Raw genomic sequence first — 16,650 nt, forward strand, 5'->3', positions numbered from 1 at the left:
ATTCAAATTTCCTTAAAATCTTTGCAGGCACTCCCGCAACAATTACATTAATTTCAATATTTTTTATTACTACGCTTCCTGCTCTTACTGTAATATTATCTCCAATTCCGACACCATCAAGAATAATAGCATCTGCTCAAATCTGAATATTATTACCTATTTTGATACCAAATCCTTTATGCTCACAATTACCTCTTGCAAATTGTTCAGTATCTAATCTTGTAGATATTAGCATACAATATACTGATAATGAAACATTATCACCAATCTATATATAATTCCAACTATTTAATTATACTTCATCATTTAAAGTACAATTTTTACCTATCATAATATTATTTGGATTCTTAATGTTGACATTCCATATACTCTAAGATTATTTCCATAAGATGCAAATAAATGTCCATAATATTCTTTTTTAATTTTATCTAAAAATTTAGTATATAAAAAAAATGGATAGTTAAAGCAATAAATCTCATACTAAATATCCTAGTTTATTTAATAAATCTTTTACTCTGATTTTATATGTATTTTTCCTTGCTTTTTCAAATGCTGCACATCTAATTTCTTCTAGTTTTTTTTCATTATGTAATAAATTTTCTACCTTTTCCACACATTCATCTATATTTTTATAATATACGATTTCTTTATCTTCAATAAAAATTCTTGCAGTATCTTCATTATAATTAGTAACATATACGCTACCGGACATCGGCACATCGAAATCACGTAATTTCATCGAAGTAAAATTACTACACCCTAAAATTGTACTTACCCCTAGTACTATTTTACATTGATTGTAAAATAAATTTGTATCTTCTATAGGTAATCTTCCACTAGGCCATCCATTTCCATATACTTTTACTTTTATACCTTTATCTATTAGTCGCTGTACAATACTCTCACGTATACCATATTTTGCTCCCACAAATCCTACATCGTAAATCTTTTCGACATTTAATGGCTTAAAAATTTCTTCATCACTAGCGAGAGGATAAAAATATGCTTGACACCCCTCTGTTCTATACCACTTAACGGCCTCTGAAGATGTCGTAAATACACAGTCAAGAGCAGGTATCAATCCTGCACTACCTCGTTTTCTATTCCCATAAAGCCAATACGAATGCCTATCGTCCATCGCGATATTGACAATCTTCATAGATGGATATCTTTTACGAACTTCCTTCAATGTTTCAAGACCAATGCGCCACTCCCATGTCTGCATGAGCAAGATATCAGGAGCTGTTTCCATATTCAAAAGTAGCTCAAATAAGCGCTTTCGATTTGCTTGTATATTTTTTTTTCTGTTCAATACGCCAAAAGAATATGAACCATAACTTCCATCTTTTTTCGTAAAATATGTGAGATCACTATACACTTTAAGAGCCTGTAAAAAACCACTTTTATCTTGAAGCTCATCCGTACCAAGATAAAAAATATTAGGTCTTTTTGTTACTTTTGATATATTCTCATTTAAAATTAGTTTTGGTTTCTTATATTGATAAAATTTCTGAATTATTTTATATTGACTTAATACAATACTACATTGCAATTTTTCATATATAAACTTTGTGATTTCATTTGATTTTATTTTATTTTTAAGTTGATGTAACATAACATTCCTTTAAATTAATAAAATACATTCCATATTTTGTATGGATAATTTTCAGGTATACCAATAAATAACATTAAAATTGATGTCGACCAAATTACAATTAATGTAAATAAAATTATTTTAGAGGTTTTATTTCTTATCAATTCAAGCAACATGGGAAACATTATTATTTCCAAAACTCTAAAAAACTGGTTAATTTTCGTTGCAAATGCTAAATTGAATGAAAAAATAATATATATAAAATATCCAAGTAAATAAATATAGAAGTAATATTTTAATTTATGAGATTTTTTTATTAAATCATAATAATATATAAATGGAAGTATGAGCAACAACCTTTGTAACACTCTAATGAAATTAATTTTTTCATCAAATCCTTTAGCATAATCAATAAATTTCATTTGTATATATGATGGAAAATAATCAAAAAGATATTTACTTACATCAAAGAATAAAAATAACAAACTAATATATAGAGCTGCTATTATAACTTTTTTTGGAATAATTAATTTTCTTGGAATAAAATAAGCAAATAAAATCAATATACCAGTAATATGAATTGATACAGCAATAACTGTGGCCAATAATACATGGGAGATTTTGCGCTTATACATATTATTTAATAAAGATAAAAATATACCCATTACCAAGCCCTGTCTTAGACCACTATATATAGCTGTTACAAGATATGTATTATAAAAAATGAAAAATGCAAAGTAAGTATATTTTGTTTGTAGCACTATTCCTTTATAATAAAGCAATAATGAAATTAAACCTATTATAAAAAAAATACACAGGTAATTTAAATCTAAACTTTTTAGCGCTAAAACTAAATATTTAAATCCTGGTTCTATAAGCGGATAATCACTTATATCCTGTATGTTTGTAAAAATATTTTTATATGGAATATAATCTTTTCCAACCTCATAGCGAAAACCTGCAATCATAATAAACAAAATAATAATTGGTAAAAATGGAATAAATTTTTTTGTAAAAGTTTGTAGTATCGATAATATTAAAATAAATCCATACATGATAAAATACATTTTTTACCTTTAATCACTCATAGTGATATGATGAAATTGGACACCTACGCCGGAATGCCATGGTGTTTTTCATTTATTAGATATGAGCCTCGTTGTTTTTCACTTTACTAAGTATAACTCTGGCTTGAATAGGCCCTGCAATAGCAAAAAAAGATAATGATAAAATAGTAGCTAACACAACTCCGGCATTACCCATATGAAAATTTTTCACAAAAAAGATCGATAATGGAATATTCAATATAGCACCTATCAGTAATGTATAAAATTGTACTTTAATAGCATTGATAGCATTTAGAAAAAATGCATAATTATTGTTCCATGCGACAATAACAACATATATAGTCATCATCATGACCAAGCTTTTCGAAATCTGAATCTGATCACCTATCCAAATAGATATTAACTGTTCACTAAATACATTTAATGTTATAGCTACACCAGCCAATACAAATACAAAAAGTCCCATTTTTTTTAAACTACTGATTATCCAATAAATTTCTTTTTTTGTATATGCTTCCGTATATGCTGACCATAGCGGAGCATTCACTATCCCATGTAAAACTTGGACGATACTAAACAATCTATATACAATATCGTATGAAGTTACATATTTTGGGCCTAGTAGCTGGGTAATAATTATTTTATCAGACAGCATGATAAATATAAATACCATTTGTAAAGCGAAAAAGGATATGCCGACATTCATAAGCTTTCCCATTATATTCTTTTGAAAGTTTTTCATCGAGGGAATTAAATGCCTATTTTTTGTAAAAAAGATAATAGTCAGCACCAGTTTACTAGTAATCAGAGCAACTCCGTAAACTATAACAATAGATTCAATACTGTGATATCCAAAGACATAAAGATATAATAATAAACTGCATAATAATATATAAAATAAAAATTGTTCAAATTCATTCAATGCATTTTTTTGTATAGCGAAAATAAATTGTTTTACGAAACTGATAATAAAATGTAAAAACACAAAGCCGAAAAGCAGCACAACAATTATTTTTAGTTGATCTTGCATGAGAAGCGTAGTGTTGAAGATTGATTGTAAATTTGCAAATGATGAAAATATATAAACAAATAAAAATAGCAAAATTGAAATAATAGTTATAGAAACATATCCTGTCATAATAATTTCTTTTGCTTCTATTGTATTATTTAAGCTCAGTGCTTCAGTCAAATAATTTTTTATACCATTACCTAATCCAAAATCAAAAAATACAACCCATGTAACAATTGAAAGAAGGGTTGCCCATACACCATAAAGTTCACTTCCGAGTATTTTTACTTGAAAAGAGATTGAAATATAATAAAATATAAATGTAAGTATTTTAAATAAAAATGACCATTTAATTTGCCGAAATATATTTCGGTTTCTATCCATATATATACTACTCATAAGCTTTTTGAATCCCTTCTTCAAGCTCCACGTTGTGGCTCCAGCCTAGAAGAATATGAATTTTACTCACATCTAAAACCTTATACATTGTCCCCATCTGGTTTTTGGGTAATGAAATAAAATTAACCTTTAATTTAACAGTATCTTTTATAAGTTCAGATAATTCTTTCATACTCAAATCTTTTCCTCTTCCGATTTTAATATGTGTGTTACGTCGTTCATGATTCGTGAGCAGGGAATTATGAGTTGTAAATCATGAATCATGAGTTATGAATTTTATTCTATAATATTTAATTAATTTTGTAATTCTATCTGTAAATTATGAAAGCAACAAATATTTATTACTTGGTAAATCTCTCATTTTTGTTTCTTTTTTATTATCTTTGCTTTTTAAATTCAATATAACTTTTACATATTCATGCATTATATTAATATGATAAAATATAAATTATATTTTTCTAAAAAAATAATCTTTTGATATTTTCATAATTTTTTACCTAATGACTATTATCTTTAAAACCTATTTTTAATCTATTCCTCAAAACATTCTTTAAATTGCAATGGTTTTGCTCTAGTCCACCCTTTTCTTTCTGGCATACTTTTATAATGCTGTTTTGTTGACCCTTTTGTTGCAATAACCTTACAACCTCTTCTTATAAATGCATTTACAACAGATTGCCTTGGATGAGTTTTTGAATTTTTACTTACAGATACAAACGCTATTTTATTTTGTATTTTTTGTCCTTTTTTTCCTAATAATTTATCTAAAATATCAGGATTTACATTATTTCTACTTCCATGATGAGGAATTTGTATAAATTTCAAATTATTAGATATTGTAGGTTTGTATTTGTATGCTTTATTTAAAGCCTTAATTCCTGCATCACCTGTTAATAAAATTCCTCTATTATTAATATTTGCATATAAAATAACACTACTTTCATTATCTGCACTAGTTGTTCCATCTATTTTTAATGTTTCTTTATCAAATGTTTCCTCAATCCAATTAAGAACTTTTTCTGCAAATTTTTCAAAACCTTCCTGTAATATACTTTCTTTTTTATCAGGAGTCTTATTAAAATCAGGAATCAATTCATATAAATACCACTCTTTAGAAGGAGATAGAACTTCAAAAATACCTATTTTATCTCCCTGATACGGTTCTTTGATAATTATGTTTTTTTCAATAGCCAATTCTTCAAGTGGATATACATACGAAAAACTATCTTGTAACCTTCTTTTTAAACTCTCTTTTGTAATTCTCTTATCTTTAAAATAATCAATTATTTCTTGTGTATAGTTCCAAGGTCTATGTATCCATAATTCTCTAACTTTCAACTTTTCCAACACTACACTAAGTCCAGATGCATGATCCTGATCAGGATGAGTATTTACAACATAATCAACCACTTCAGTATTATAATATCGTTTGACATGTTCAACTATTTGTTCTCCTGATTCTTTTGTTCCACCATCAACTACCATTACTTTGTACTTATTTTTTTCTTGCCATCTTATACAAATGGCATCCCCGCTTTTTTCTCCATTTCCTACTGGTAAAAATTCTATTTCATAATTCATCTGAATGCTCCAATTTATATTTAATTCTATCTGTAATATATTTAGTTTGTTTATAATAACTAATAGCATAAAGAATAAACAAAAAAATTATTAAAATTTCTTTATAAAAAATTTTTAAAAAAGTACAAATGTTCAAATCACATTTTCTAATAAAATGAAAAACAATAAGTATTAAAAACAAACTTGTAAAAGTTCTATATACATTATTTTGTTCAGATAATATATTTAATTTTTTATCAATTTTTTCAACTTTTATAAAATCAGAATAATCAGCAAATTTTATAATATATTTCCTATAAAAAGGTTCTATGATTAAAGAACCCACCCTACTAATTGTTAATCCTATAAAATATAAGATAAACAAATTAATTATATTAAAATATAATATTGAAAGATTCAGATATAGATTAATATCATCTAAATATTTAATCAATACTACAAAAATAATTCCACTAAAAAGATAATTAAATATGTTGTAAATTGATATTTTATGGATTATTAATTTTATCATTATTCCTACTTTTAATTATTAAATATATTTACATACCATTTATAAACCTTCCCAATTCCTACTTCAAGCTCGGTTTTATGCCTCCAGCCTAAATTATGAAGTTTCGTAACATCTGTCACTTTTCTCATTGTCCCATCCGGTTTTTTGGTGTTAAAATATAAATCGCCTTTTAACCCGACAATCTCTTTTATTAGATATGCTAACTCTTTAATGGATATATCTTTTCCTGTACCTATATTAATGTGGGTGTTTCGTATCTCATTTGTTGTATAGCAGGTTACATCACAGCTAGTGTTGATGGAAAGCTGCTCTTTTATAATATCTGTAAAATTAATTTTTTCCATAATATATACACACGCATCTGCCATATCATTAGAATACATAAACTCTCTTTTTGGTTTGCCGCTTCCCCATATCTCTATTTGAACACCATTATCTTTTAAGGAAATGCCATATTTGTCTAAAATATTTAGTATCTCCTCTTTTGACACATTACCATCAATACCTTCTATTGGATTTTTATCAAGATCTTTTCTAATTGCTTCAAAGTTCCCTTCTTCCAAACATTTTCCAAGATACATTTTTCTTAAAAGTGCTGGTAAAACATGGGAAGTCTCTAAATCAAAGTTATCATGGGGTCCATAAAGATTTGTTGGCATTACAGATAGAAAGTTTGTTCCATATTGCAGATTAAAACTCTCACACATTTTAATTCCGGCTATTTTTGCTATAGCGTATGGTTCATTTGTATATTCAAGCTCTCCTGTTAAGAGATACTCCTCTTTTATTGGCTGAGGACAGTTTTTAGGATAAATGCATGTACTTCCTAAAAAAAGTAGTTTTTTTGTTTTATATTTATAGGCATTATAGATGATATTGTTTTGAATCTGGAGGTTTTCATAGATAAAATCGGCTCGATAAATATTGTTTGCCATAATACCACCAACTTTTGCAGCAGCGAGAAAGACAAATTCTGGTTTTTGCTCTTCAAAAAAGTTTTCTACTTCTATAGAGTCTGTCAAATCTATTTTATGCCACTGAGTATCATTATCTTGCGGTTTTCTATTATGATAGGTACTTGTAATGTTTGTATACCCTTTTTCTTTTAGCTTTCTTATGATTGCACTGCCTACCAGTCCTGTTCCCCCGGCTACAAAAATCTTACTTTTCTTTTGCATTTTACAACTCACAGCTTTTTGGTACTTCAAATCCACACTCTTTGAGAACTAATTCTTGATAGTTCTCTTTGAGGTCATGCTCTACCATTTCATTTACCAGCTCTTCTAGTGTAATTTGAGGCTCCCAGCCAAGTTTCTCTTTTGCTTTTGTTGGGTCACCCAAAAGCAGATCCACTTCTGTTGGTCTAAAATATTTTGGGTCGACATTGATAACATCTCTGCCAAGTAGTGTTTTTGCATGCTCGATGATTGTTTGAGGATGAGCTACGTTTGTTTGCTTCAACAATATATGAAGCTTTTCTTCATCAATTGCTTTTACAACTCCTTTTTCATTGACTCCTTCACCTTCAAACTCGATGGTGATTCCAAATCTCTCAAAAGTCATGCGAACAAACTCTCTAATCTCTGTTGTTCTTCCTGTAGCTATTACCCAGTCCTCCGGTTTTTCGTATTGCAGTATCATCCACATCATTCTTACATAATCTTTTGCATGTCCCCAGTCTCTTTTTGCGCTTAGATTTCCAAGATAGAGTTTATGGTCTAATCCCAATATAATTCTTGCAGCAGCTCTCGTTATTTTTCTTGTAACAAATGTCTCTCCTCGCCTTGGAGATTCATGATTAAATAAAATTCCATTACAGGCAAACATGTTGTAGGCTTCTCTGTAATTGACCGTTATCCAATAGGCATATATTTTTGCTGCGGCGTATGGACTCCTTGGATAAAATGGTGTATTTTCATTCTGGGGTACTTCTTGCACTTTGCCGTAGAGCTCTGAAGTGGAAGCTTGGTATATTTTTGTTTTATCAGTAAGTCCTAAAAGCCGTACAGCCTCCAAGATTCTCAATGTCCCTACTGCATCTACTTGAGCGGTATATTCTGGCTCTTCAAAGCTCACTGCCACATGGGACTGGGCTGCTAGGTTATAGATCTCCTCTGGTTGGATTTTTTGGATGAGTCTTGTGAGATTCAGACTATCTCCCATATCTCCATAGTGTAAAAAGAAGTTTACATTCTCTTCATGAGGATCTTTATATAGATGATCAATCCTTTTGGTGTTAAAAAGTGAACTTCTTCTTTTTATCCCGTGTACTTCATATCCTTTATCTAACAAAAATTCAGCCAGATAGCTCCCATCTTGTCCTGTTATACCGGTGATTAAAGCTACTTTTTTTGCCATTTATTTCCTTTTAAAATCATCTTCAATTCTCACAATATCATCTTCTCCTGTATATTCTCCCACTTGAGCCTCGATGAGCACTACGGGAATTTTACCAGGATTGGAGAGGCGGTGGATCTCCCCCATTTTGATATAAGTCGATTCGTTCGCTCGTACAAGATAGCGATCATCCCCCACTTGCACTTCCGCTGTGCCACTTACTACTATCCAGTGCTCGTTACGGTGAAAGTGCTTTTGGAGTGAAAGTCTCTTACCAGGTTTGACTTCAATCCGCTTGATCTTGTAGCCACTGTCTTCTACGAGAACTTCATATGTCCCCCAAGGGCGATGGACTTTGGTATGGGCATTGAGAAGCTCTGGATGAGATGTTTGCAATCTACCTACAAGCTCTTTGACTTTTTGTGTCTCGCCTCGTTTGGCAATGAGCAGAGCATCATTGGTATCAATGATGATAAGATTATCTATGCCAATAGTAGCTATAAGTTTTTTATTATTGTCACTATAATAAAAATTATTTTCACTCTCTATCTCAATATTATCAGTTTCACTGTCGATATACTCAGTAAGACTATCAAAACTTCCCACATCACTCCAGCTAAATTCACTCGGCACCATTTTGATTTTATCGCTCTTTTCCATCACGGCGTAGTCTATGCTGATATCTGGGATCTTTTCCATAAATTCTGGAGTTATGCGGCGAATTTTCCCATCGATTTTGCTGTTTTCATAGGCCCTCTTTGCACTTTCATAAAGTTCTGGAGCATGCTTTTGCAGCTCTTTGAGGTAGACGCCAGCTTTGAATAAAAACATTCCACTATTCCAAAAGTAGTTACCTTTAGCAAGATACTCTTTGGCTTTTTGCTTGTCTGGCTTTTCATGAAACTTTACCACATCCTCGCCATCCGCTTCGATATATCCATAGCCACCATGCGGCTCGGTAGGCTTGATACCAAATGTCACAAGCCCACCATTTTTGGCCAAATCTTTTGCTCTTTGGATCGCTTCATGATATTTTTCTTCATCTTCGATCAAATGATCGCTTGGAGTGATAAAAAGTAGCTCATCTTCATCCACACTCATCGCACCAAAGGCGATAGCCGCTGCGGTATTTCTGCCAAATGGCTCGAGGATATAGCCATCTGTATCTATTCCTATCTCATCGACTTGATCGTTAGCCAAAAAATACTGCTCCTCGTTGGAGATGATAAGAATTTTATCACTTAAAGGTACATTCCTTTGTAGTGTTTTTTGAAAAAGCGATTTATTATCAAAAAGCTGTAAAAACTGTTTTGGCATGAGTTTTCGACTCAAAGGCCAGAGTCTCGTACCGCTTCCACCACTGAGAATTATATTTGTCATATATTTTGGCTCTTAATTTTTGATAATATTGTAGCAAATGGAATGTTAAATTTTGGTTATATATTAGAATAGTGACGTCATATTGAGGGAAACGAAACATCTCTATGTGGGTTGACAAATTTGGGTGGATCCTTCGCCGTTGGCTCAGGATGATTAAGGCTGTCATCTTGTGTAAAGCGAAAGATATATGAAAATCTAGAGCAAATTCTCTTTTTCAATACCCACTATCTCTAAAACTTGCTCAAATATATCATTTGCAAATTCATAAAACTCTTTTTGCATCTTCGAGTGACGGTTTGCCATCTGGTAATAATCCCAAATCTCCTGGATATCTTGCATCCATATAAAGCTCATTGATCTTGAACATAGTCTTTTCATCTTCGATTTTAATGTCATTTTCTATAAGAGAATATAAGGCAAAAAGGTTATGCTTTTTAGGGATATTCTGCCTTTTATATTCGATTAAGGCTTTAAATGATTTTTCTATTGCCTGCTGAGCATGGAAAGAAGCTATAGGAGTGAGATGTTCATTACCCAATAAATATTCTATAGCTTGGATATCTAAATAAACAGCTTTCAACCATTCTTTGGCTATTTGCGAAGCCATAAAACTATACCTTTTTGGATTTCTTTGGCAAAAGAGCTATTGTTTTCTATAAATTTTTGATGCATCGGTTTTGTATGGACAATGAAATCCAGTCCAAAATCTTTCGCAATGTTTTCTAACGGTTTAAAATAACGAAATTTTAAATCCATCTTTTCATTCACATTTTGAGGAATATAATCATCTTTCGTTACAATATAGAGATCTATATCACTCTCTTCGTTTGACTTGCCATACGCATAGGAGCCAAAGAGGATGATCTTATCTGGTTCAAGTGGTTTGAGCCGCTCTACGATCTCGTTTTTGAGTTTTTCTATGTCTATTTTGCTCATATTTATTTCTTGTGGGTTTTTTGTTATTGTAGCATATTGGGTAGATCCTTCGGCTAAAGCCTCAGGATGACAAAAAAATAGTCATCCTGAACGAATGTGAAGGATCTCGTTATCTTGAGAGAAGCGAAAGATCTATGAAAATCTATAGCAAATTCTCTTTTTCAATACCCACTATCTCTAAAACTTGCTCAAATATATCATTTGCAAATTCATAAAACTCTTTTGCATCTTCGAGTGTTGGTTTTCCATAAGGTAAAAGTCCCATATCCCCAGGATATCTTGAATCTATATAGAGTTGATTTAAAGTATCAAGTAAATCATCATCTGCAGAAATATCGTTAGAAACAGCTTCTTTTAATTTTATCAAGTCATGTTGTTTGGGTACTCTTATATTTTTGTATTCCATTAAAGCTTTGAAGGATTTTTCTATAGATTGTTGCGCGTGAAATGCAATCATGTGTGTTAAATCTGGTGAATCTATGATTTTTGAAATAACTTTAAGATCGTCATAAGAAGCTTTAATCCATGCGTAATAGAGCGGCTGCTTCACAAGCGTATTCCTCGTCGAATCTCATATTTATAGAAACTACTATTTTGTTTCACAAATTCTTCATGCATTTTTTTGGTATGTACTATGATATCTATAGGAATATCCTTTCTCAAATCTCTCAATAATCGAGCTATTTTTAAATAGAGTTCATTCTTTTCTTTGAAATTTCTGGGTATATACTCATCCTTCGTCACAATATAGAGATCGATATCACTCTCTTCGTTTGGCTCCCCATAGGCATAGGAACCAAAGAGAATGATCTTATCTGGTTCAAGTGGTTTGAGCCGCTCTACGATCTCTTTTTTGAGTTTTTCGATATCTATTTTGCTCATATTTTGCTCTGGTAGATTTTTATTATTGTAGCATATTGGGTAGATCCCACGCCGTTGGCTCAGGATGACGGAAAGCTGTCATCTTGAGCGCAGCGAAAGATCAAAAACTTTATAATCACTTATAAACATCACCTCTACTTACAGCTTTAATAACTTCTATAATTAACTCTTCTTCTAACACTCTAAATATTATTCTATATTTACCAATGCGTAACCTATAAACATTTTGAAAACCTTTTAACTCTTTAATATCAAATCTATCAAGTTCTAATTCATGTTTCAGTTCATCAAATGTTGACATAATTTTTTGAACTATTTCCTTCTTCTGCTTTTGCAAAAATTTTATGACCTGTTTACTATATTTTATTCTATACATAATAATTTTTTGACTTCATTCTCATCATAATATTCCTGCTTCTGCATGAGAGCTTTTATATCTTCTTTTGTAGGGATGATAAACTCTTTATCTCCTTCTACTACTACAATATCACCTAAATCATCGATGTATGTAAACGATTTTTTCTTCTTTTTTGCAAGTTTTTTGAGAAAAACAATAACATCATTAAAAAGTTCTGGATCAACTTCAAAAATTTTTGCATTATTATTGGTCACCATAATCATAAAGTATCCTTTTTCATTAATTATATTACCATAAAAGAATCAACATATATTTTATCAATTCACTTTCACAAATATCTAGAATTTGGTAAATATTTTGCAAAAGATCCTCTGTAAAACTTTTTCTTTTTTGGAAAAGATCTATTTGACATAAATCATTCTACCCTTCTTTATGATTTTCTTGTAAAATTGATCTCTTATATTTTCCATTCTATGTTTAATCCTACTCTTACAATCGACAAATACATCAGATCCAATCTTATATTTTTCTACGATATCCCACAATAGTATTTGAGCTTGTAACATTTCATCTCTTAGCTTCTCTTTTTCTAATGCATCTTTAATGATAAACAGATCGATATCGCTCTCTTCGTTTGGCTCGCCATAGGCATAGGAACCAAAAAGGATAATTTTGTCTGGATTGAGTGGTTTGAGCCGTTCCATGATCTCGTTTTTGAGTTTTTCTATATCTATTTTGCTCATTTTTTTAATCTTAGTGGTTTTTTATTATTGTAGCATATTGGATAGATTCTTCGGCTAAGGCCTCAGGATGACGGGAATAGAGACTCAGAATGTGTGTGACGGAATCGAGAAATTTTAAAATGACAGAGAAATTTTATGGTATTTATTGCGTTTTTAAAAAATTATATTTCAAAAACGAATAAAATCAAGAATTTCCACAAGAAATAATTTTTCTGGATTATTTCGTGCAAAATCAATTAGCTCTTGAGTAAAGCCGCTTTTGGAGAAGAGAATATATTTTTTTTGAGGATATTCTATCAATGCTGATTTATGTACTAGCTTTTGGTATACATCCATACAGACTTTTCTCTTTTGCCATTTGCATTCACCAAAGAGATAGTAATCATCCCCTATTCCAACAAGATCAATCTCTTCATTTTTACTCCACCATCTGCCACATCTTATTAATGAAAAATGCTCTTTAACAAAATCTATCGCCAACTCTTCATAAGTTTTGGATACAAACTGGTCGAAACTCTCTTTGATTTTTTTTATAACATACTCTTTGTTTCCCATCTCTAAATAGGATTTAAAGGGAAATACAAACGCAAACCAAAACCGCAAAAATTGATCTTTAATAAAATAGAGTCCTTTTTTGCTTTTTTGTGGATTTGTCTCGGTAATTGGAACCTCTTTGACTATTATTTCAAGATCTATCAGTTTTTGCAAAGAAGTCGTGAAATTGTGTACGGGCTTTTGCAATCTTTTTGCTATATTTCCAATTTTATGCTCTCCAGCGGCAATCACTTCCAAAATAGAAAAATATGTCGTAGGTTCATTAATCTCATCTTGCAAGAGAAAATAGGGCTCATAATATAAAAAGGCATTTGGATCGAGTATATTAGATTCGATTGTAGCGAATATATCCTCAAAATCTCCAAAAATCTCCAAATACTTCGGTATACCGCCAAGAATGCTATAAATCTCTATGAGCTCTTGTTTTTTCTTTTTTGGAAAAAATTTATCTATATAGATAAATTGCAAGGGAGAGAGTTTGATATTGGAAGTTCTTCGACCATACAGGGGTGATGAATATGCCAAAGTCTCTCTATACATCATAGATATAATCGAACCACAAAGAATAAGAAAAATATTGCTTGATTTAAGATAGTTGTCGCAAATAGTTTGGAAAATCGATGCAATCGCTGGATTTACTTTCGCAAGATACTGAAATTCATCTATTACAATGGTAACTTTTTGGTTTTTTTGAACAATATAGAGAAAAAGCTCTTCAAAACTACCAATTGTAACTTTTCGCAAAAATTCGTCTGCAAAATAGTCTGCTACTATATTTTTGAATTTTTCAAGCAGCAAGTGCTCATTTTCGAGTGTTGCCAAGAAGTAAATACCTCTTTTTTTGGAAAGAAACTTCTGGATAAGCGCTGTTTTTCCAACTCTACGGCGTCCATAAATGATGCAAAAGCGAAAATTTTTATGGTTATACTCTTTTTCCAAAATCTTTAATTCTTTTTCTCTATCTACAAACATGTTAAACTTTCGTTTTTGAAATATTATATTTTAAAAACGAAAATAAGTAAAGTGCGGGGATTTATCGGTCATCTTGAGTGAAGCGAGAGATCTATAACAACTCATTTTTCTCAATCCCAATAATTCGGATAGCTTGCTCAAATATCTCATTTGCAAATTCGTAAAACTCTTTTGCATCTTCGAGTGTTGGTCTGCCATCTGGTAGTAATCCCAAATCTCCTGGATATCGAGATTCTATATATAGACTTTTAAACGAAATAAAATTTTCTCATTTTCAAGTTTTATATTATTTCCAATTAATCTATACAGATGAACTATATCGTGTTTTTTGGGTATCTGTGATTCATGAAATTCCAATAGACCTTTGAAAGACTTCTCGATTGCCTGCTGGGCATGAAAAGAGGCTATGTGAGTTAATAGCGGATCATTTAAGATTTTTTGAATAACCAAAATATCGCTATATGCCGCTTTAAGCCACTCTGTGGCCATCTTTATGTTCATAAATAACTCTTCCTTGCTGTAAAATCGTTTTGCTAAATGAACTTTTTGATTCGATAAACTTTTGATGCATTTTTTTTGTGTGGACAATAATATCTAGAGGAAAATGGACATACATGTCAGCTAATCGCTGTGAATAAAGTAGTACAAGATCATTCTTTTCACGCCAACTTTTAGGAATATAATCATCTTTAGTTACGATATAGAGATCTATATCACTCTCTTCGTTTGGCTCGCCATAGGCATAGGAGCCAAAGAGGATGATCTTATCTGGATCGAGTGGTTTGAGCCGTTCTATAATCTCGTTTTTGAGTTTTTCAATATCTATTTTGCTCATTTTTTTAACTTTAGCGGGTTTTTATTATTGTAGCATATTGGGTAGTTCCTTCGGCTAAAGCATCAGGATGACGTAGGGAAATTACTTTTTTACTTCTTCCTCATTGATATTCAAAATATGGCAAACCCTCTGTAAAAGATCCTCTGTAAATTGTATTACTTCTTCAATCTCTTCTTTAGGTGGTAGATTTTTTTCATATATTGGATAGAATTCTTCGATATGGTATGCAGTTATATCATCAAGGAGATCGAGTTCTTTTTCTTGGAAAGATATTTTCTCTTTAATTGCAGCATGGATCTCTATCAAATCATGAGTTTTAGGTATCTTTTTATTTTCATATGCAACGAGAGATTTCATTATTTTTTCAGCTGCATAATGGACTTCTACTGCTATAACATCAGTATAGTGATCAGCTTCATATAAAAGTTTAGCGCTCGAAAGATTGTGCCATGCTTTTCGTAACCACTCTTAGGCAGAAGTTTTATTCAAAAATTACCTTTCCTTTTTCGAGGATATCCATTTTATAAAAATAATCCTTTTTATGGTTTATATACCAAGATGGAGCCGATAAGACATCAAATCCTACATGATATTTATATATTAAATCTCGCAAATTTCTCCGTGCTTTTTTTTGATATTTTCTCATCTCTTCCAATTTTAAGTCATCTTTTATCAAAAAAAGATCGATATCACTCTCTTCATTTGGTTCGCCATAGGCGTATGATCCAAAGAGGATGATCTTGTCTGGATCGAGTGGTTTGAGCCGTTTTATAATTTCGTTTTTGAGTTTTTCGATATCTATTTTACTCATTTTTTTAACTTTAGTGGGTTTTTGTTATTGTAGCATATTGCGTAGATCCTTTAGTCGCTATGCTCCTTTAGGATAATGGAAACCTTTACAATACTGTATAAATTCATTAAAATAAAATAAAAAATGCAAAGGATTTTTATGCACTATACACTTCCTCGTGATCTTTTTGATGAACTTGTCAAGCAAGTAGGAAAAGATAGTGCAGAAAAATTTGCTAAAGCAATAGAATCTTTCTTGGATATTGTACAGCAAGAATCTCTCAAAGAGATTGAAAACAAAAAGGAAAACATCAAAGCTGAACTGTATAATGAATTAAGAAATGAACTTGCTACAAAAGAATTTGTCAGAGCGGAGATTAATGAAGTCAAAGCAGAAATCAATGAAGTCAAAGTAGAGATCAACGAACTAAGAGCAGAAATACGTCAAAATGCACTTCTTTTAAAAATATTGATTGGCATAAGCATATTTGCTTTGACTATTTTTAATCCTAACTTTGTAACTTTGATAGAGAAAGTCTTTAAATGAAGTTAGGTTAAACCCTTCACCTTTGGCTCAGGATGACGAATAGATGTTATATTGAGTGAAACGAAACATCTTCGCTAATCTGTAAATTAGATTCTTTCACTACGCTTCAGGATGATGTAAAGCCAAAAATCAATCGCTATGATACAATTTCAAAA

General features: G+C 31.0%; 22 protein-coding genes and 1 pseudogene. 1 reads left to right on the forward strand and 22 read right to left on the reverse strand.

Annotated features, from left to right (window positions below):
* Positions 1 to 475: 475 nt before the first annotated feature.
* The 22 genes and pseudogenes from NITER_RS04215 to NITER_RS04320 all read right to left on the reverse strand — a co-directional run bounded on the left by NITER_RS04215 (position 476) and on the right by NITER_RS04320 (position 15,970).
* Complete coding sequence (locus NITER_RS04215; protein ID WP_084275728.1) at positions 476 to 1,615, reverse strand: CgeB family protein; 1,140 nt, start codon at positions 1,613 to 1,615, stop codon at positions 476 to 478.
* A gap of 14 nt (positions 1,616 to 1,629) precedes the next feature.
* Positions 1,630 to 2,661, reverse strand: coding sequence for an EpsG family protein (locus NITER_RS04220; RefSeq protein ID WP_084275727.1), 1,032 nt, complete (start codon positions 2,659 to 2,661; stop codon positions 1,630 to 1,632).
* A 76-nt stretch (positions 2,662 to 2,737) separates the two neighbouring features.
* Positions 2,738 to 4,054 (reverse strand): lipopolysaccharide biosynthesis protein, encoded by a 1,317-nt coding sequence (locus NITER_RS04225; RefSeq protein ID WP_159445320.1) that lies wholly within the window; start codon positions 4,052 to 4,054, stop codon positions 2,738 to 2,740.
* A gap of 7 nt (positions 4,055 to 4,061) precedes the next feature.
* Complete coding sequence (locus NITER_RS04230; protein ID WP_084275725.1) at positions 4,062 to 4,241, reverse strand: hypothetical protein; 180 nt, start codon at positions 4,239 to 4,241, stop codon at positions 4,062 to 4,064.
* A 359-nt stretch (positions 4,242 to 4,600) separates the two neighbouring features.
* Positions 4,601 to 5,650 (reverse strand): ComEC/Rec2 family competence protein, encoded by a 1,050-nt coding sequence (locus tag NITER_RS04235; RefSeq protein WP_084275724.1) that lies wholly within the window; start codon positions 5,648 to 5,650, stop codon positions 4,601 to 4,603.
* Positions 5,640 to 6,161, reverse strand: a complete 522-nt coding sequence (locus tag NITER_RS04240) for a hypothetical protein (RefSeq protein ID WP_084275723.1) — start codon at positions 6,159 to 6,161, stop codon at positions 5,640 to 5,642. The genes NITER_RS04235 and NITER_RS04240 overlap by 11 nt, the downstream gene beginning before the upstream one ends.
* A gap of 11 nt (positions 6,162 to 6,172) precedes the next feature.
* Positions 6,173 to 7,339 carry a GDP-L-fucose synthase family protein gene (locus tag NITER_RS04245; RefSeq protein ID WP_084276588.1) on the reverse strand — a complete coding sequence of 389 codons (1,167 nt, stop codon included), beginning with the start codon at positions 7,337 to 7,339 and terminating at the stop codon, positions 6,173 to 6,175.
* Between the two features lies 1 nt (position 7,340).
* Positions 7,341 to 8,519, reverse strand: a complete 1,179-nt coding sequence (gene gmd, locus NITER_RS04250; protein WP_084275722.1) for a GDP-mannose 4,6-dehydratase — start codon at positions 8,517 to 8,519, stop codon at positions 7,341 to 7,343.
* A complete protein-coding gene (locus NITER_RS04255; protein WP_084275721.1) occupies positions 8,520 to 9,878 on the reverse strand; it encodes a mannose-1-phosphate guanylyltransferase/mannose-6-phosphate isomerase in 1,359 nt (452 codons plus the stop codon).
* 262 nt (positions 9,879 to 10,140) lie between these two features.
* Positions 10,141 to 10,485 carry a HEPN domain-containing protein gene (locus NITER_RS04260; RefSeq protein WP_084275720.1) on the reverse strand — a complete coding sequence of 115 codons (345 nt, stop codon included), beginning with the start codon at positions 10,483 to 10,485 and terminating at the stop codon, positions 10,141 to 10,143.
* Positions 10,470 to 10,814, reverse strand: a complete 345-nt coding sequence (locus NITER_RS04265; RefSeq protein WP_084275719.1) for a nucleotidyltransferase domain-containing protein — start codon at positions 10,812 to 10,814, stop codon at positions 10,470 to 10,472. The genes NITER_RS04260 and NITER_RS04265 overlap by 16 nt, the downstream gene beginning before the upstream one ends.
* A gap of 142 nt (positions 10,815 to 10,956) precedes the next feature.
* Positions 10,957 to 11,364, reverse strand: coding sequence for a HEPN domain-containing protein (locus NITER_RS04270; protein ID WP_084275718.1), 408 nt, complete (start codon positions 11,362 to 11,364; stop codon positions 10,957 to 10,959).
* Complete coding sequence (locus NITER_RS04275; RefSeq protein ID WP_084275717.1) at positions 11,361 to 11,696, reverse strand: nucleotidyltransferase domain-containing protein; 336 nt, start codon at positions 11,694 to 11,696, stop codon at positions 11,361 to 11,363. The genes NITER_RS04270 and NITER_RS04275 overlap by 4 nt, the downstream gene beginning before the upstream one ends.
* 115 nt (positions 11,697 to 11,811) lie before the next feature.
* Positions 11,812 to 12,072 (reverse strand): type II toxin-antitoxin system RelE family toxin, encoded by a 261-nt coding sequence (locus NITER_RS04280; RefSeq protein ID WP_084275716.1) that lies wholly within the window; start codon positions 12,070 to 12,072, stop codon positions 11,812 to 11,814.
* Positions 12,060 to 12,317 (reverse strand): hypothetical protein, encoded by a 258-nt coding sequence (locus tag NITER_RS04285; protein WP_084275715.1) that lies wholly within the window; start codon positions 12,315 to 12,317, stop codon positions 12,060 to 12,062. The genes NITER_RS04280 and NITER_RS04285 overlap by 13 nt, the downstream gene beginning before the upstream one ends.
* 138 nt (positions 12,318 to 12,455) lie before the next feature.
* Complete coding sequence (locus tag NITER_RS04290; RefSeq protein ID WP_084275714.1) at positions 12,456 to 12,797, reverse strand: nucleotidyltransferase domain-containing protein; 342 nt, start codon at positions 12,795 to 12,797, stop codon at positions 12,456 to 12,458.
* Between the two features lie 168 nt (positions 12,798 to 12,965).
* A complete protein-coding gene (locus tag NITER_RS04295; protein ID WP_084275713.1) occupies positions 12,966 to 14,324 on the reverse strand; it encodes an ATP-binding protein in 1,359 nt (452 codons plus the stop codon).
* Between the two features lie 91 nt (positions 14,325 to 14,415).
* Complete coding sequence (locus NITER_RS04300; RefSeq protein ID WP_269456999.1) at positions 14,416 to 14,538, reverse strand: hypothetical protein; 123 nt, start codon at positions 14,536 to 14,538, stop codon at positions 14,416 to 14,418.
* Between the two features lie 20 nt (positions 14,539 to 14,558).
* Positions 14,559 to 14,825, reverse strand: coding sequence for a HEPN domain-containing protein (locus NITER_RS04305; RefSeq protein WP_084275712.1), 267 nt, complete (start codon positions 14,823 to 14,825; stop codon positions 14,559 to 14,561).
* The gene (locus tag NITER_RS04310; protein WP_084275711.1) at positions 14,794 to 15,159 is read right to left on the reverse strand and encodes a nucleotidyltransferase domain-containing protein; all 366 of its coding nucleotides are present in this window, start codon (positions 15,157 to 15,159) and stop codon (positions 14,794 to 14,796) included. Before NITER_RS04310 ends, NITER_RS04305 begins: the two co-directional genes overlap by 32 nt.
* Positions 15,160 to 15,240: 81 nt before the next feature.
* A pseudogene (locus NITER_RS04315) lies at positions 15,241 to 15,615 on the reverse strand (HEPN domain-containing protein); the annotation flags it as partial.
* Between the two features lie 25 nt (positions 15,616 to 15,640).
* The gene (locus NITER_RS04320; protein WP_084275709.1) at positions 15,641 to 15,970 is read right to left on the reverse strand and encodes a nucleotidyltransferase domain-containing protein; all 330 of its coding nucleotides are present in this window, start codon (positions 15,968 to 15,970) and stop codon (positions 15,641 to 15,643) included.
* 138 nt (positions 15,971 to 16,108) lie between these two features.
* Between NITER_RS04320 and NITER_RS04325 the strand changes: the two genes are divergently transcribed.
* Complete coding sequence (locus tag NITER_RS04325) at positions 16,109 to 16,495, forward strand: hypothetical protein (RefSeq protein WP_084275708.1); 387 nt, start codon at positions 16,109 to 16,111, stop codon at positions 16,493 to 16,495.
* The last annotated feature ends 155 nt before the right edge of the window (positions 16,496 to 16,650 follow it).

Source organism: Nitratiruptor tergarcus DSM 16512 (assembly GCF_027946175.1).
In the GTDB taxonomy this organism is placed as follows: Bacteria; Campylobacterota; Campylobacteria; order Campylobacterales; family Nitratiruptoraceae; genus Nitratiruptor; species Nitratiruptor tergarcus.

What these genes read in the sequence shown, in the direction of transcription:
- NITER_RS04215 (WP_084275728.1), bottom strand. Translation starts at nt 1,615, where the DNA reads ATGTTACATCAACTTAAAAATAAAATAAAATCAAATGAAATCACAAAG.
- NITER_RS04220 (WP_084275727.1), bottom strand. Translation starts at nt 2,661, where the DNA reads ATGTATTTTATCATGTATGGATTTATTTTAATATTATCGATACTACAA.
- NITER_RS04225 (WP_159445320.1), bottom strand. Translation starts at nt 4,054, where the DNA reads ATGGATAGAAACCGAAATATATTTCGGCAAATTAAATGGTCATTTTTA.
- NITER_RS04230 (WP_084275725.1), bottom strand. Translation starts at nt 4,241, where the DNA reads ATGAAAGAATTATCTGAACTTATAAAAGATACTGTTAAATTAAAGGTT.
- NITER_RS04235 (WP_084275724.1), bottom strand. Translation starts at nt 5,650, where the DNA reads ATGAATTATGAAATAGAATTTTTACCAGTAGGAAATGGAGAAAAAAGC.
- NITER_RS04240 (WP_084275723.1), bottom strand. Translation starts at nt 6,161, where the DNA reads ATGATAAAATTAATAATCCATAAAATATCAATTTACAACATATTTAAT.
- NITER_RS04245 (WP_084276588.1), bottom strand. Translation starts at nt 7,339, where the DNA reads ATGCAAAAGAAAAGTAAGATTTTTGTAGCCGGGGGAACAGGACTGGTA.
- gmd (WP_084275722.1), bottom strand. Translation starts at nt 8,519, where the DNA reads ATGGCAAAAAAAGTAGCTTTAATCACCGGTATAACAGGACAAGATGGG.
- NITER_RS04255 (WP_084275721.1), bottom strand. Translation starts at nt 9,878, where the DNA reads ATGACAAATATAATTCTCAGTGGTGGAAGCGGTACGAGACTCTGGCCT.
- NITER_RS04260 (WP_084275720.1), bottom strand. Translation starts at nt 10,485, where the DNA reads ATGGCTTCGCAAATAGCCAAAGAATGGTTGAAAGCTGTTTATTTAGAT.
- NITER_RS04265 (WP_084275719.1), bottom strand. Translation starts at nt 10,814, where the DNA reads ATGAGCAAAATAGACATAGAAAAACTCAAAAACGAGATCGTAGAGCGG.
- NITER_RS04275 (WP_084275717.1), bottom strand. Translation starts at nt 11,696, where the DNA reads ATGAGCAAAATAGATATCGAAAAACTCAAAAAAGAGATCGTAGAGCGG.
- NITER_RS04280 (WP_084275716.1), bottom strand. Translation starts at nt 12,072, where the DNA reads ATGTATAGAATAAAATATAGTAAACAGGTCATAAAATTTTTGCAAAAG.
- NITER_RS04285 (WP_084275715.1), bottom strand. Translation starts at nt 12,317, where the DNA reads ATGATTATGGTGACCAATAATAATGCAAAAATTTTTGAAGTTGATCCA.
- NITER_RS04290 (WP_084275714.1), bottom strand. Translation starts at nt 12,797, where the DNA reads ATGAGCAAAATAGATATAGAAAAACTCAAAAACGAGATCATGGAACGG.
- NITER_RS04295 (WP_084275713.1), bottom strand. Translation starts at nt 14,324, where the DNA reads ATGTTTGTAGATAGAGAAAAAGAATTAAAGATTTTGGAAAAAGAGTAT.
- NITER_RS04305 (WP_084275712.1), bottom strand. Translation starts at nt 14,825, where the DNA reads ATGAACATAAAGATGGCCACAGAGTGGCTTAAAGCGGCATATAGCGAT.
- NITER_RS04310 (WP_084275711.1), bottom strand. Translation starts at nt 15,159, where the DNA reads ATGAGCAAAATAGATATTGAAAAACTCAAAAACGAGATTATAGAACGG.
- NITER_RS04320 (WP_084275709.1), bottom strand. Translation starts at nt 15,970, where the DNA reads ATGAGTAAAATAGATATCGAAAAACTCAAAAACGAAATTATAAAACGG.
- NITER_RS04325 (WP_084275708.1), top strand. Translation starts at nt 16,109, where the DNA reads ATGCACTATACACTTCCTCGTGATCTTTTTGATGAACTTGTCAAGCAA.